The sequence below is a fragment of the Aggregatibacter sp. HK296 genome, assembly GCF_980469475.1.
Genome location: NZ_OZ413142.1, coordinates 1,384,802 through 1,398,232, shown reverse-complemented (window position 1 = coordinate 1,398,232; position 13,431 = coordinate 1,384,802). Strand labels below are relative to the sequence as shown.

At 44.3% G+C, this 13,431-nt stretch carries 13 protein-coding genes and 1 tRNA gene; 7 read left to right on the top strand and 7 right to left on the bottom strand.

Annotated features, from left to right (window positions below):
• Position 1: 1 nt before the first annotated feature.
• Positions 2-1,810 (bottom strand): fumarate reductase (quinol) flavoprotein subunit, encoded by a 1,809-nt coding sequence (frdA, locus tag AC30SH_RS06545; RefSeq protein ID WP_048748841.1) that lies wholly within the window; start codon positions 1,808-1,810, stop codon positions 2-4.
• 322 nt (positions 1,811-2,132) lie between these two features.
• Between frdA and epmA the strand changes: the two genes are divergently transcribed.
• On the top strand, positions 2,133-3,104 hold the full coding sequence (epmA, locus tag AC30SH_RS06540; protein ID WP_048748838.1) for an elongation factor P--(R)-beta-lysine ligase: 972 nt from the start codon (positions 2,133-2,135) through the stop codon (positions 3,102-3,104).
• Between the two features lie 85 nt (positions 3,105-3,189).
• Here epmA and fecE read toward each other — a convergent pair whose 3' ends face one another.
• The 5 genes from fecE to AC30SH_RS06515 all read right to left on the bottom strand — a co-directional run bounded on the left by fecE (position 3,190) and on the right by AC30SH_RS06515 (position 7,975).
• Positions 3,190-3,957, bottom strand: coding sequence for a Fe(3+) dicitrate ABC transporter ATP-binding protein FecE (gene fecE / locus AC30SH_RS06535; protein WP_048748836.1), 768 nt, complete (start codon positions 3,955-3,957; stop codon positions 3,190-3,192).
• The gene (fecD, locus tag AC30SH_RS06530) at positions 3,957-4,940 is read right to left on the bottom strand and encodes a Fe(3+) dicitrate ABC transporter permease subunit FecD (protein ID WP_109058567.1); all 984 of its coding nucleotides are present in this window, start codon (positions 4,938-4,940) and stop codon (positions 3,957-3,959) included. Before fecD ends, fecE begins: the two co-directional genes overlap by 1 nt.
• Positions 4,940-5,929: an iron-dicitrate ABC transporter permease FecC gene (fecC, locus tag AC30SH_RS06525; RefSeq protein WP_489582277.1), complete on the bottom strand. Its 990-nt coding sequence runs from the start codon at positions 5,927-5,929 to the stop codon at positions 4,940-4,942. Before fecC ends, fecD begins: the two co-directional genes overlap by 1 nt.
• Positions 5,929-6,822: a Fe(3+) dicitrate ABC transporter substrate-binding protein FecB gene (locus AC30SH_RS06520; RefSeq protein ID WP_489582276.1), complete on the bottom strand. Its 894-nt coding sequence runs from the start codon at positions 6,820-6,822 to the stop codon at positions 5,929-5,931. Before AC30SH_RS06520 ends, fecC begins: the two co-directional genes overlap by 1 nt.
• An 82-nt stretch (positions 6,823-6,904) precedes the next feature.
• On the bottom strand, positions 6,905-7,975 hold the full coding sequence (locus AC30SH_RS06515) for a metallophosphoesterase (protein ID WP_489582404.1): 1,071 nt from the start codon (positions 7,973-7,975) through the stop codon (positions 6,905-6,907).
• A 208-nt stretch (positions 7,976-8,183) separates the two neighbouring features.
• On the opposite strand from AC30SH_RS06515, the gene AC30SH_RS06510 reads away from it, so the two are divergent.
• From AC30SH_RS06510 to AC30SH_RS06485, 6 genes are all read left to right on the top strand, one after another.
• Positions 8,184-8,513, top strand: coding sequence for a YbaB/EbfC family nucleoid-associated protein (locus tag AC30SH_RS06510; protein ID WP_006717376.1), 330 nt, complete (start codon positions 8,184-8,186; stop codon positions 8,511-8,513).
• A 75-nt stretch (positions 8,514-8,588) separates the two neighbouring features.
• Positions 8,589-9,191, top strand: coding sequence for a recombination mediator RecR (gene recR / locus AC30SH_RS06505; protein WP_021615662.1), 603 nt, complete (start codon positions 8,589-8,591; stop codon positions 9,189-9,191).
• Positions 9,192-9,221: 30 nt separating this feature from the next.
• On the top strand, positions 9,222-11,144 hold the full coding sequence (locus AC30SH_RS06500; RefSeq protein WP_314885509.1) for a DNA topoisomerase III: 1,923 nt from the start codon (positions 9,222-9,224) through the stop codon (positions 11,142-11,144).
• A 161-nt stretch (positions 11,145-11,305) separates the two neighbouring features.
• Entirely contained in the window at positions 11,306-11,656 is a 351-nt protein-coding gene (gene secG / locus AC30SH_RS06495; protein WP_006717383.1) for a preprotein translocase subunit SecG, read from the top strand.
• A gap of 15 nt (positions 11,657-11,671) precedes the next feature.
• A tRNA-Leu gene (locus AC30SH_RS06490) sits at positions 11,672-11,757 on the top strand.
• Positions 11,758-11,912: 155 nt separating this feature from the next.
• The gene (locus tag AC30SH_RS06485; protein WP_111296584.1) at positions 11,913-12,128 is read left to right on the top strand and encodes an excalibur calcium-binding domain-containing protein; all 216 of its coding nucleotides are present in this window, start codon (positions 11,913-11,915) and stop codon (positions 12,126-12,128) included.
• Between the two features lie 51 nt (positions 12,129-12,179).
• Here AC30SH_RS06485 and nhaA read toward each other — a convergent pair whose 3' ends face one another.
• Positions 12,180-13,346: a Na+/H+ antiporter NhaA gene (gene nhaA, locus AC30SH_RS06480; protein WP_006717385.1), complete on the bottom strand. Its 1,167-nt coding sequence runs from the start codon at positions 13,344-13,346 to the stop codon at positions 12,180-12,182.
• Positions 13,347-13,431 lie beyond the last annotated feature (85 nt).

The window sequence follows — 13,431 nt, the reverse complement described above, 5'->3', positions numbered from 1 at the left end:
ATTACTCCTTACCCGCTTGAGCTTGTTCTTTTGCTTTGGCGGCTGCTTCTGCTGCTTCTGCTTCTGCACCGTAAACACGTTTTGCCGGTTGTGATTTAGTGATTTTCACCGGGCTGTATTCAATGCGTGGTGCACCGTTTTCGTTATAGAACGCCAAGGTATGTTTCAAGTAGTTCACATCATCACGTTCGGTGTAATCCAAACGTTGGTGCGCACCACGAGACTCTTTACGTTCAATTGCAGAGTTCGCAATAGATTGTGCCACGTCCAAAATGTAACCCAATTCAACGGTATATAATAAGTTTGTATTAAATACGCTAGAACGGTCAGTAATACGAATGTGTTTGTAACGCTCTTTGAGTTCCGCAATTTTATCAACAGCTTGTTGCATACTTTCTTGGGTACGATAGATACCGCAACCTTCTTCCATGGCTTGACCCATTTCGTCACGAATTTCAGACCAAGACTCAGTACCTTCCTGGTTATAGAGATCAGTCAAACGTTTTACAATGTCTTGTGCTTGTGCATCAAGTGCGGCTTGGTTCGCCGGTGTGGCTTCAATTGCGCGTTGTGCCGCGTATTCACCCGCAACACGACCTAATACCACTAATTCAGCCAAGGAGTTGGAGCCTAAGCGGTTAGCACCATGTAAACCGGAAGAAGCACATTCGCCCACCGCAAACAAACCTTTAATGCGGGTTTCGCTGTTGAAGTCAACTTCGATACCACCCATGGTGTAGTGAACTACCGGGCGTACAGGAATTGGCGCTTGTGCCGGATCAACACCTTCATAAGCTTTTGCTAATTCACAAATGAATGGTAAACGTTCGTGTAAGTATTTTTCACCAAGGTGACGTAAGTCTAAGTGCACCACATCAACGCCTTTGGCTGTTTTCAATGTGTTGCCTTTACGCCATTCTTGCCAGAATGCTTGGGATACTTTGTCACGTGGACCTAATTCCATGTATTTGTTTTCCGGTTTACCGATTGGCGTTTCCGGTCCCAAACCGTAGTCTTGTAAATAGCGATAGCCGTCTTTATTGACTAAGATACCACCTTCACCACGACAACCTTCGGTCATTAAGATACCGGTATTTGGTAAGCCGGTCGGGTGATATTGAACGAACTCCATGTCACGCAATGGTACGCCATGGCGATAAGCCATTGATAAACCGTCACCGGTAACAATACCGCCGTTAGTGTTGAAACGGAATGCACGGCAACCACCACCGGTGGCGATAACAACGGCGTTAGCATTAATTTGTACTAAAGAACCTTCCATCATGTTCATGGCAACCATACCACGTGCATGACCGTCATCCACTAAAATGTCTAATACAAAGTGTTCATCGAAACGAATGATTTGTGGGTATTGAATGGAGGTTTGGAATAACGTGTGAAGTAAGTGGAAACCGGTTTTATCGGCAGCGAACCAAGTACGTTCGATTTTCATCCCACCGAAACGGCGTACGTTTACATCACCATCGGTTTTACGGCTCCAAGGGCAGCCCCAGCGTTCAAGTTGAGTCATTTCCACCGGAGAGTGTTCCACGAAATATTCCACGACATCTTGCTCACACAACCAGTCGCCACCGGCAACGGTATCATGGAAGTGTTTATCGTAGGAGTCTTCTTCTTTAATCACTGCCGCAGCACCACCTTCAGCCGCAACAGTATGACTGCGCATTGGGTAAACTTTTGATACTAAAGCAATTTTAAGATTTGGATTAGCTTGGGCTGCAGCAATCGCCGCACGTAAACCACCGCCACCTGCGCCAACAATGGCGATATCGACGTTAACAGTTTGCACGATATTCCTCCAAGTAAAGGGATGATAATAAAAACACCAAATAGATTTTTGGTACTGTTAGGGTGAAGTCATTTTGCCATTATTTTTTGTGATTAGAACCTTTTTTCTCAAACTTTGTCGCGATTTCGTGATCTACCTCAAAAAAGTTAACAAACAGAACCAGTTGTTTACATTTTGTCTTATTGTTAACAAGTCATTAACGTTGAATTAACTAAAAAGTGCATAAAAGTGCGGTGGAAAAAGGATTCATTTATGAATTTTGATTCACTTGTTTTAGAATGACGGACAAATTTTTCAAATGATCTTTAGCAAAGGGATATTTATGTTTGAACAAGAAGCATGGCAACCAACGGCATCCATCAAAAACTTACTTGACCGTGCAAAATTAATTGCAGAAATTCGTCGATTTTTTACTGATCGCGGTTTGTTGGAAGTAGAAACACCGGTATTAAGCGAATTTGGCGTAACAGATCTTCATTTGGCTACCTTCAGTACCGAATTTATTTCTCCTTTTGGCGAACAATCTAAAACGTTGTGGCTTTCCACCAGTCCGGAATATCACATGAAGCGTTTGTTGGCCGCCGGCAGTGGTCCGATATTTCAAATTGGCAAAGTGTTTCGTAACGAAGAAGCGGGTAATCGCCATAATCCGGAATTTACGATGCTGGAATGGTATCGACCACACTTTGATATGTACCGTTTAATTAATGAAGTAGATGATTTATTACAACAAATATTGGAGTGTCCACCGGCAGAAAGCATGAGCTATCAATTCGCTTTTCAACAATATGTCGGATTGGATCCGTTGTCGGCGGAATTATCCGAACTTGTGGAAAAAGCGAAAAAATATCAGTTGGTTGATGCTGAAAAAGAGAATCGCGATACGTTGTTGCAATTTCTTTTCAGTACGGTGGTGGAACCACAAATCGGACATGACTGCCCGGTCGTGGTATATCATTTCCCGGCAAGCCAAGCGGCGTTGGCGCAAATTAGCTCGGAGGATCTGCGTGTTGCAGAGCGTTTTGAGTTTTATTACAAAGGGCTAGAGCTTGCTAATGGTTTCCATGAATTGGCGGATGTGCGGGAACAATTACATCGCTTCGAGTTGGATAATCGTCAACGGGAAAAAGCCGGTCTGCCGGTGCGTGATATTGATAAGCGGTTGTTGGGGGCGTTACAAGCCGGAATTCCGGATTGTTCAGGCGTCGCTCTCGGTGTGGATCGCTTGCTCATGATTGCCATGGGCGCGGAGAGTATTAAAGAGGTGATTTCTTTTGCGATAGATAACGCTTAAAAGTTCGGTCATCAATGGCGATGTTTTTTTTTTAATGTTAAAAGTGCGGTCGAAAAATAAAATGTTTTTTATGACCGCACTTTATTTACTTCAAAATAAACATTGGTGTTTGGCTAATCGGATCGCGGTGAATCACCACTTCTAAATCAAACACCTCTTTTAACAACCCCTCTGTCATCACTTCGTCAGGCGTCCCTTGGGCCATAAGGTTGCCGTCTTTGAGAACGATTAAATAATCACAATAACGACAAGCCTGATTTAAATCATGGAGTACTGTAATGACGGTTTTGCCGTTTTGTTGCATTTGACGCATCATGCCCATGAGTTCCGCTTGTCGGTTGAGATCCAAATAAGTTGTGGGTTCATCTAACAGAACAAGCTCTGCATCTTGCGCTAATGTCATGGCTAAGAAAACCCGTTGTTGTTGCCCGCCGGATAAATCCGATACCAAATGTTCCGCTAATTCTGTGGTGTGGGTTTGTTCCATAGCCCAAGCCACTAATTGCTCATCTTTATCACTTAATTTGCCCCACAAATTCAAATAAGGCGAACGGCCGTAAGCAATTAATTCACATACTTTAATGCCTTCCGGCACCAAATGTTGTTGTGGCAAGAACGCTAATTGTTTAGCGTATTCTTTCGGGGTGCTTTGCCAAATATCTTTGCCTTTGTGCGTAATTGTACCTAGGCGAGGCTTGAGCAAACGGGCCACTGCTTTCAGTGTTGTGGATTTGCCACACCCGTTCGGGCCAATTAAGGCAATAATTTGGTTGCTCGGAAAGCTGAGAGATAAATCCCGTACGATAGTTTTATCTTGATAGCCTAATTGTAACTTATTGATCTCAATGCTCATTATTTCGTTCTCATCAATAAATAGAAGAAGTAAGGGGCGCCGATAATGGCGGTGAGAATACCGGCGGGCAGTTCTGTCGGCGGATCGATAACCCGTGCTAAAATATCGGAAATTTGTAACAACAACGTGCCGATTAGCATGGCCGCCGGCAATAATGTGCGGTGACGTCCACCGACCAATTTGCGTGCTAAGTGCGGTGCAACTAAGCCGAGAAATGCGATGGGGCCGCAAATGGCGACGGCGGTGGTGGAAAGCGCAACAGCCAGCACTAATACCAAGATTTGCGTTTTATTTACGCTTACTCCCAAGGTGGCCGCTTTGTTTTCACCTAAACCTAAGGTGTCCAAATCTCGACAGAAAATAAACGGTAACGGTAATAACACCAACAACCAAGGCAAAACGACATTGACATAAGCCCAACTTCTGCCCCACAAACTTCCGGTGAGCCAAAGCATAGCTGTGTTGATTTCTACCGGATTGGTTAGCATTAAATAATGGCTGATTGCCGCCCATAGGGCAGAAAGCGCTACGCCGATAATGGCCATTTTGATCGGGCGAAAGTTAAAACCACATATCATCCATAACAAAATGAAAGACAGGACACCGCCGATAAAGGCAAAAATCGGTAGCCAGTAAAAGGCTAAATTCGGTAGGAAGATTAATACGGTGACGGCGACCAAACCGGCGGCGTTATTGATTCCTAAAATATCAGGAGAGGCCAACGGATTACGCACAACGCTTTGCACCAATACCCCGGAAATGGCCAATGCACCGCCGATAATAATGGCAAGTAGCGCGCGTGGCAGACGGTATTCCATTAACGTGAAATAGTTTTTATCGTCAGGGTGAAAAGCCTGGCTAATTTCATCAAAGGATAGCGTGTAAGTGCCGTAGCGAATGCTTAATACAAATAATAGCGCGACCGTACAGAGTGCCGATAAGTAAAAGCCGATTGCACGGAATCCTGAATGAGAACGGCGCATTAGTGTTTTCCTCTGGCAAATAATACAAAGATTGGCGCACCGATTAAGGCCAAAATGGCGCCGGCAGGTACTTCACTTGGGAAATCAACAGCACGGGCAACGGTATCAGCCCCCAACATTAAAATAGCACCTAATAACATGGACATGGGTAATGATTTTCGTAGATCATAGCCGATCCAATAACGCGCTAAGTGTGGAATTAACAAACCGATAAAGGCGACCGGGCCGGCTACACTAACGGCAGAACCCACAATTAATAATGCCATGATATTGGCATACCAACGCAGACGGAACAGGTTAATTCCCAAGGATTGAGCGGATTCGTCGCTTAAATTGAGTAAATTTAAGCGGCTGGCAAAGAAGAGGCAAAAGAGAGCGCTCGATAGCAGGAATGGCCAAATAGCGTGCCATTCATTCCAACGGGCGTGAGAAATGCCGCCGGCAAGCCAACTCATTACGCCAAAGGCATGATCTTCCGACATAATTAACACTAATTTGGTGAGGGCAGTACATAATAAGGAGACGGCAATCCCTGCCAAAATCACGCGGCTGCGATCGCCGCTACTGTCTTTCCACGCGTTGCTGATCAACATTACAACCAACCAACTGATTCCACCGCCGATACTTGCCACCAAGGCAATGCTATAGCCTGATAATAAGGCCGGGCTAATGGCACTCGCCGTTACCATAGCCAAACTTGCGCCGGAATTGACGCTTAGTAGCGTTGGTGAGGCTAGTGGGTTGCGGGTGATGGTTTGTAATAATGCCCCGGCTACCGCCAAATTGGCGCCTAATGCGATCGCCACTAACGCCCGAGGGAAACGTAAATCGACCACGGTGATCTTGGCCAATTCATCGCCATTGGGGAAAAAGGCGTTTAGCGCATCTAATGGTGAAATTTCAATAGGGTAGTATAAAAACAGGCTTCCCCACAACAGGAAAGCCAGTCCTATCAGGGGGAAGCCCCAACGAAAAGCCGTACCAAACATTATTTTTGATTAACGAATTGTTCAACTTGTTTTGCCATGATCTCGCTGGCCGTAATGCCGCGTCCGCGCGCCCACATATCGGCATTGACGCTAAATACATGTTTGGCTTTTACGGCAGGAATGGCTTGCCATAATGGTTCTGCTTCCCATTTGCGGGCGATACTTTCTTGGCGATAGTGGGCGATAAACATATAGTCCGGTTTTTCCATCACTAATTGCTCAAGATTGATTTCAGCAAAGGCTTGAGTGGCGTTTGGTAATTTTGGCGAGTTAAAACCTAGAACACCAAGGAAGCTGGCGACATAACCACTGTCATTTTGTAAATTGAATTTGTCTTCGCGTGAGGTGCCGAAAATTGCTTTTTTGCCTTTCACATTGATATTTTGCGCAATGCTTTCGATAATTTTATTGTGTTTATCAATTTGCAATTTCATTTCACCGCCTTTGCCGACAACATCGCCGATTTTTTGTGCCGTATCAAGATTCTCCTGATAGCTCTCATGACGGGAATCAAACATCATGGTCGGGGCGATTTTTTTCAATTCTTCATACACTGCGGTGTGACGGGAAGGATCGGCGATAATTAAATCAGGTTTTAATGCGGCAATCGCTTCAAGACTTGGTTGCGAACGGGTACCGACAGATTGCCAAGGTTGTATTTTATCTCGCACTTCCTGCAAAATGCGGGTTTTATCGTTGTCATCGGCAACGCCGACCGGGCTAACACCAACTTGAGCAAGGGCATCAACGAAAGAATATTCTAACGCGACAATGCGACTTGGGGTTTTATCTATAGTGAATTCACCTTTAGCATCTGTGACGGTCACAGCATTTGCCGTCACAGAAGCCATAAGGAAAAGAGAAGTAAGAGTTGCGTTGACGAATTTTTTCATTTTCGAGTCCTCTGTCATCATAAAAACATAAGCGTAGGAGGTTGGATTATACACAGGATTCGGTATTGAGAATAGTTCTTTTTTAATGTCCGACCACGTCAATGATCATCACTTCCGATTGTGAGCCCAAACGCATCGGCACGCCCCAAAAGCCATAACCTGACGTGACAAAAAAGTGTCCTTGATTGATTTTTTCATAGCCGTAACTTAAGCGATAAATCAGTTTTACAACAAAATTTGCCGGGAAAATTTGTCCATTATGAGCGTGCCCGGAAAGCTGAATATCAATGGGCAAATTGGCGTGTTGTTCAATCTCTGTTGGACGATGATCCATTAAAATCACTGGTAATGCCGTATTGACACCTTTTAGTAATTGCGCCGCCGTTGGTCTGTTTTTAACAAGGTCGTCATTGCGACCAATGAGGGTAAAACGTCCATCAATCACGACACTTTCATCCATCACGGGAATGATCCCTGCTTTGCGCATTTCCGCTTCAATGCGTTGTTGATCGCCAAAGAAGTCATGGTTTCCCAGGGTGGCATATACGCCAAGTGGGGCTTGTAGGTTGGCAAAGTGCGGTTGCATTTTTTCTGCTAAATAGGCGTTGACGTTATCATCCATAATGTCGCCGGGGAGCAAAATAATATCTACTTTTTCCTGCCGCATGATATCAGCCAACGTATCTAACTGTGTTGAACCAAACAAACGCCCTAAATGCAAATCGCTTGCCATACCAATGCGTAAAGGTTGCATAGGTTTATCTAATTTCACTTGAAAATGGCGAATGGTCGGCACATAAGCGTTGTAACAGGCGGTGGCGATGAAACTGAGAAAAATCACAGGATAAAGCCATTTTATTTGATTACGCCATTGTTTGCGAAGCAGGTAAAGAAAAGCCACAATTAGGCTGCTAAATGTTGAAAACAACAATAGAGTGAGAAGCAAGGCGCTTACTCGAAAACTTTCGGTATAAAGACGCAATGGCGCAGTAGAAACCAAAATATTGAATAGCAAAAAGAGGGTGATGGTCAGCTTAGTGCGTGTTTTGGGGTTGAGATTAAAAAGCCAGCCGAGTGTACGACTAAAACCGAATAGCATGAGTTGTAAGGCCAGCACGGCAATGGCCATGGTGATGTAGTGTCGGGTTTCCATCATTTTTCTGTTAAAAGTGCGGTTGTTTTATTGTGCGTTTATCTTCAAAAAGCAGTGCTTTTTTATCAGAAGAGGGTAGGGCTCGGATAATAATATGGATAAAGGCGCTGCGCAACGACACGGTAAATTGATCGTTCCCAATCGGCAATTTTTTCGCTAAAATGCCCACACTTTTTTTACTCAACTTTTTAATAACGGAAGAAAATTTATGTTCGGAAAAGGCGGTTTGGGCAACTTGATGAAACAAGCCCAGCAAATGCAAGATCGTATGCAAAAAATGCAAGAAGAAATTGCACAATTAGAAGTGACCGGCGAGTCAGGCGCAGGGCTAGTGAAAATCACGATTAACGGTGCGCATAACTGCCGTCGTATTGACATCGACCCTTCTTTAATGGAAGACGACAAAGAAATGCTGGAAGACTTAATCGCCGCTGCATTTAATGATGCAGTACGCCGTGCTGAAGAGTTACAAAAAGAAAAAATGGCGTCTGTCACCGCCGGCATGCCATTGCCGCCGGGTTTCAAAATGCCATTCTAAAAAACGTCCGTAAAACTTACCGCACTTTATGACTAAAGTGCGGTTTATTTTTTCAGTCAATTCACCGAGAACCTTATGCAAACTAGTCCCTTGTTAGAAAATTTGATCGAAAGTTTACGTGTATTACCGGGCGTTGGTCCTAAATCCGCACAACGTATGGCGTATCATTTATTGCAACGTAACCGTAGTGGTGGTATGCGTTTGGCACAAGGGCTGACTGAAGCAATGTCGAAAATAGGCCATTGCGAACATTGCCGTACGTTCACGGAAGAAGAGGTTTGCCATATTTGCAACAATCCTCGCCGTCAAAATTCGGGGTTGCTTTGTGTGGTGGAAATGCCGGCAGATATTCTTGCCATTGAGCAAACCGGGCAATTTTCAGGGCGTTATTTTGTGCTTATGGGGCATTTGTCGCCATTGGACGGCATTGGCCCACGGGAGATCGGCTTGGATTTATTGCAAAAACGTTTACAAACAGAATCCTTCAAGGAAGTGATTTTGGCGACAAATCCCACTGTCGAAGGCGATGCTACGGCGAATTACATTGCAGAATTGTGTTTGCAACAAAACGTCAAAGTCAGCCGCATTGCCCACGGCATTCCGGTAGGCGGTGAATTGGAAATGGTGGATGGCACCACACTGACCCATTCTTTCTTAGGTCGCCGCGAAATCGGCTAACCTCTTTCTCTCCTCTGCGTTTTCTTGTTTATGCGACTTTTTATAGCAGAAAAACCGAGCCTTGGACGCGCTATCGCTGATGTTTTGCCGAAACCGCACCAACGCGGTGACGGCTTTATTAAATGTGGTGATAACGACTGCGTGACGTGGTGCGTGGGGCATTTGCTGGAACAAGCAGAACCCGATGCCTATGATGCCCGTTTCAAACAATGGCGCTTAGAGGATTTGCCTATCGTGCCGCAAAAGTGGCAGTTGATCCCGAAAAAAGAAACCTATAAACAGCTAAAAACCGTTGAAAAGTTGGTGCAACAAGCGGACATCCTCGTTAACGCAGGTGACCCGGATCGTGAAGGGCAGTTGCTGGTGGACGAAGTATTCAGTTATCTCAATTTACCAGCAGAAAAGCGCAATGCGATTCAGCGTTGTTTAATCAGCGACTTGAACCCAAGTGCGGTAGAAAAAGCCATCAAAAAATTGCAACCGAATCGTGATTTTGTGCCACTTGCCACCTCCGCGTTGGCACGTGCGCGCGCCGATTGGCTCTATGGCATTAACATGACACGGGCTTATACCATTCGAGGCAGACAGGCTGGTTATAACGGCGTGCTTTCCGTTGGGCGGGTACAAACGCCCGTACTTGGCCTTATCGTACGCCGTGATTTGGAAATTGAACATTTCCAACCAAAGGATTTCTTTGAGGTGTTGGCTTGGTTGCGTGACCCAAAAGAGGAAAAAACACCGAAGAAATCGACCGCACTTTTTTCTGCGTTGTGGCAGCCGAGCAAAGCCTGTGAAGATTATCTGGACGAGGATGGGCGCGTATTATCTCATGCACTGGCAGAAAATGTGGTGAAGCGCATTACCGACCAACCGGCGGAAGTGACGGATTATTCGGATAAACGGGAAAAAGAAACAGCACCGTTGCCCTATTCCTTGTCAGCGTTGCAAATTGATGCTGCCAAGCGGTTCGGGATGTCCGCACAGGAAGTGCTGGATACCTGTCAACGTTTGTATGAAACCCATAAATTGATCACTTACCCACGTTCTGATTGTCGTTATTTGCCAAAAGAACATTTTACGGATCGCATGGCGGTGATGAATGCTATTTCTACCCATTTAACGCAATTTCAACCTTTGCCGGAAATTATTGATCCTGAACAAAAAAATCGTTGTTGGAATGATAAAAAAGTCGAAGCGCACCATGCCATCATCCCGACGGCAAAGAACCGCCCGGTGAGTTTGACTCCGGCGGAACAAAATATTTATTTTCTGATTGCTCGACAATACCTCATGCAGTTCTGCCCGGATGCAGAATACCGTAAATGTAAAATCACCTTGAATATTGCCGGAGGAACTTTTATCGCGCAGGCGCGTAATTTGCAAATTGCCGGTTGGAAACAGCTTTGGGGTAAAGAAGACAGCGACGATGAACAGCAAGATACGCTGCTGCCGGTCGTCAAAAAAGGGCAAATGTTGCATTGCGAAAAGGGTGAAATTATCAGTAAAAAAACGCAACCGCCAAAACCTTTTACAGATGCGACCTTGCTTTCTGCAATGACAGGCATTGCTCGTTTCGTGCAAGACAAAGAATTGAAAAAAATTTTGCGTGAAACCGATGGGTTAGGCACGGAAGCGACGCGTGCAGGAATTATTGAATTATTGTTTAAGCGTGGTTTTCTCTATAAAAAAGGCCGTAATATTCACAGCACCGAGGCGGGACGAATTTTAATTAACGCCTTACCAGATATGGCAACGCAGCCTGACATGACGGCACATTGGGAGTCACAGCTTGATGGCATTAGCCGTAAACAAGCAAGTTATCAGCAATTCATGCAAAACCTCACCCAGCTTTTGCCTGAATTATTGCACTACATTAATTTTTCCGCTTTACGCGAGTTGAGTCGGCATAATCCAGGTGTGAACAAGACCGTACCGAGGGCAAAGAAAAGTTAATGAGGCCTAAAAGTGCGGTCGTTTTTCAAAATGTTTTTTTACTGATCGAATTTGCACCAAACAGCGTAAAAATACATAAAACAACTTGCGGAGCGCCGAGATATCCGCTAATATCTGCGCCGTTATTTTTCATTAGAATTTGCTAAATCAGAGAAGATAAAATGTACTCAGCGTTGTTAATCATTTATTTGGTCGTTTCCATTGCCCTTATCGCTTTTATCCTGTTACAACAAGGTAAAGGTGCGGATGCCGGTGCATCTTTCGGTGGTGGCGCATCCGGTACCGTTTTTGGTTCTGCCGGTGCAGGTAACTTCCTTTCTAGAACAACAGCTGTTTTAGCGATTATTTTCTTTGTTATTAGTATCGTTATCGGTAACATCAATTCGCACAAAAACAATGCAAAACAGGGCGCATTTGATGACTTATCCGGAACTGCTGAACAAATTCAGCAACAACAGCAAAAAGCACCTGCTGTGTTAGACACAAAAAATAGCGATATTCCTCAACAATAAAATTTATCAAATTAAGCTCTGGTGGTGGAATTGGTAGACACGCTATCTTGAGGGGGTAGTGACCGTAGGTCGTGCGAGTTCAAGTCTCGCTCAGAGCACCAAAAACAGAACCTAGCAGAAATGCTAGGTTTTCTTTTTTCTCCTTTTCTAAAATTTCCTTTCTGAAGTGATTTACCTATAATTGTGCTTGCAGTCACTGATTTTAATTGAGTCTGTATTCTGATTTCATCTTAAAATCCTAATAAAGGAATTTATTATGCAGAAGATATTTTTCATTTTTGTTGCACTTGGTCTGGTACAGTTTGCCGTTGCGAAATCAAATCATCATGAGGAGTTCAGTTGTGATGAGCGGAAGTATTGCAAAGAAATGCGTTCTTGTGCTGAAGCGAAATACCACTTTAATGTCTGTGGTGAGGGGCGTCTTGATCGGGATAATGATGGGATTCCTTGTGAAAATGTTTGTCGCAGATAGTTCATCGATATAAAAAAGCCTTGCTGATTAGCAAGGCTTTCTTTTTGCCGCTTAAGCTTGAGCGGTTGTTTTTCTTAATAAAACATAGCCAACAACAGCGGACACACCTGATCCCAATAAAATCCCTAATCGAGATAGCGTATCAAAGCTGTTATATGCCGCTTCACCGAAAGCAAGACCTGCTAGGAACATCGACATGGTAAAACCGATGCCGCAGAGTATTGCAATAGCAAAAATTTGAGCGAAATTAACCCCTTGTGGTAACTGGGCAAGACGTAATTTGACCGATAGGTAACTAAATAGAAATACGCCTAATGGTTTTCCAACGATTAATCCGAGTGCGATACCAAGAGTAAGAGGCGAATTAAGGCTGGATAAGCCCACGTTTTCTAAAGGAACTCCCGCGTTAGAAAAAGCAAATAACGGTAGAATTAAATAAGAGCACCAAGGCGCCAGAATATGTTCAAATTGGTGTAATGGGCTTGAACCGTTACGACCTTCCATTGGAATGCAAAAACCAATAATGACGCCAGCGAGAGTCGCGTGTACGCCGGATTTTAATACGGATGCCCATAAAATCAAGCCGACGACCATATAAGCGCAAAGAGCGCTGACTTTAAAGCGATTCATGGTGACTAAAATACTGATGGTTACCACAGCGATAATCAGTGCCGGGGTACTGAGTTCATGTGAGTAGAAGATCGCAATGACGATAATAGCACCAAGGTCGTCAATAATGGCAAGTGCCAATAAAAATACTTTGAGTGGTAAAGGGACGCGCTTACCTAAAAGAGCAACGATCCCAATGGCAAAGGCAATATCTGTGGCCATAGGAATTGCCCAGCCGGAATAGATTTCCGGTGTACCTTGGGCAACCATAAAATAGATTAATGCCGGTACCACCATCCCACCAATTGCCGCAATAGCAGGGAAAATCGCTTGTTGATAGCTTGATAGTGAACCTTCCAACATTTCACGCTTGACTTCCATACCAACCAAAACGAAAAAGACTGCCATAAAGCCGTCGTTGACCCACATTAATAAAGGTTTAGCAATGCTGAAAGCACCGAATTGAACGCTGACCGGTGTATCGAGGAAACCGAAGTAATGTTGATTAAAAGAGGTGTTGGCAAGCAGGATAGCCATTGAGGCAAAAAGTAATAATAGTATGCCGCCTGCTGCTTCTGATTGGAAAAATGTTTGAATACGCCTAATCAATGTGAATACTCCCCAAAATAGATAAATAATTTAAAAATAAAATATAGATAAGGATTAAGGAAGTTACCTTAATTTGATATTTTTT

Excerpts from the sequence above, each read along its gene's own strand:
- AC30SH_RS06510 (WP_006717376.1), top strand. The coding sequence starts at position 8,184 with ATGTTCGGAAAAGGCGGTTTGGGCAACTTGATGAAACAAGCCCAGCAA.
- fecE (WP_048748836.1), bottom strand. The coding sequence starts at position 3,957 with ATGAGCATTGAGATCAATAAGTTACAATTAGGCTATCAAGATAAAACT.
- fecD (WP_109058567.1), bottom strand. The coding sequence starts at position 4,940 with ATGCGCCGTTCTCATTCAGGATTCCGTGCAATCGGCTTTTACTTATCG.
- fecC (WP_489582277.1), bottom strand. The coding sequence starts at position 5,929 with ATGTTTGGTACGGCTTTTCGTTGGGGCTTCCCCCTGATAGGACTGGCT.
- recR (WP_021615662.1), top strand. The coding sequence starts at position 8,589 with ATGCAAACTAGTCCCTTGTTAGAAAATTTGATCGAAAGTTTACGTGTA.
- AC30SH_RS06485 (WP_111296584.1), top strand. The coding sequence starts at position 11,913 with ATGCAGAAGATATTTTTCATTTTTGTTGCACTTGGTCTGGTACAGTTT.
- secG (WP_006717383.1), top strand. The coding sequence starts at position 11,306 with ATGTACTCAGCGTTGTTAATCATTTATTTGGTCGTTTCCATTGCCCTT.
- AC30SH_RS06500 (WP_314885509.1), top strand. The coding sequence starts at position 9,222 with ATGCGACTTTTTATAGCAGAAAAACCGAGCCTTGGACGCGCTATCGCT.
- AC30SH_RS06520 (WP_489582276.1), bottom strand. The coding sequence starts at position 6,822 with ATGAAAAAATTCGTCAACGCAACTCTTACTTCTCTTTTCCTTATGGCT.
- AC30SH_RS06515 (WP_489582404.1), bottom strand. The coding sequence starts at position 7,975 with ATGGAAACCCGACACTACATCACCATGGCCATTGCCGTGCTGGCCTTA.
- epmA (WP_048748838.1), top strand. The coding sequence starts at position 2,133 with ATGTTTGAACAAGAAGCATGGCAACCAACGGCATCCATCAAAAACTTA.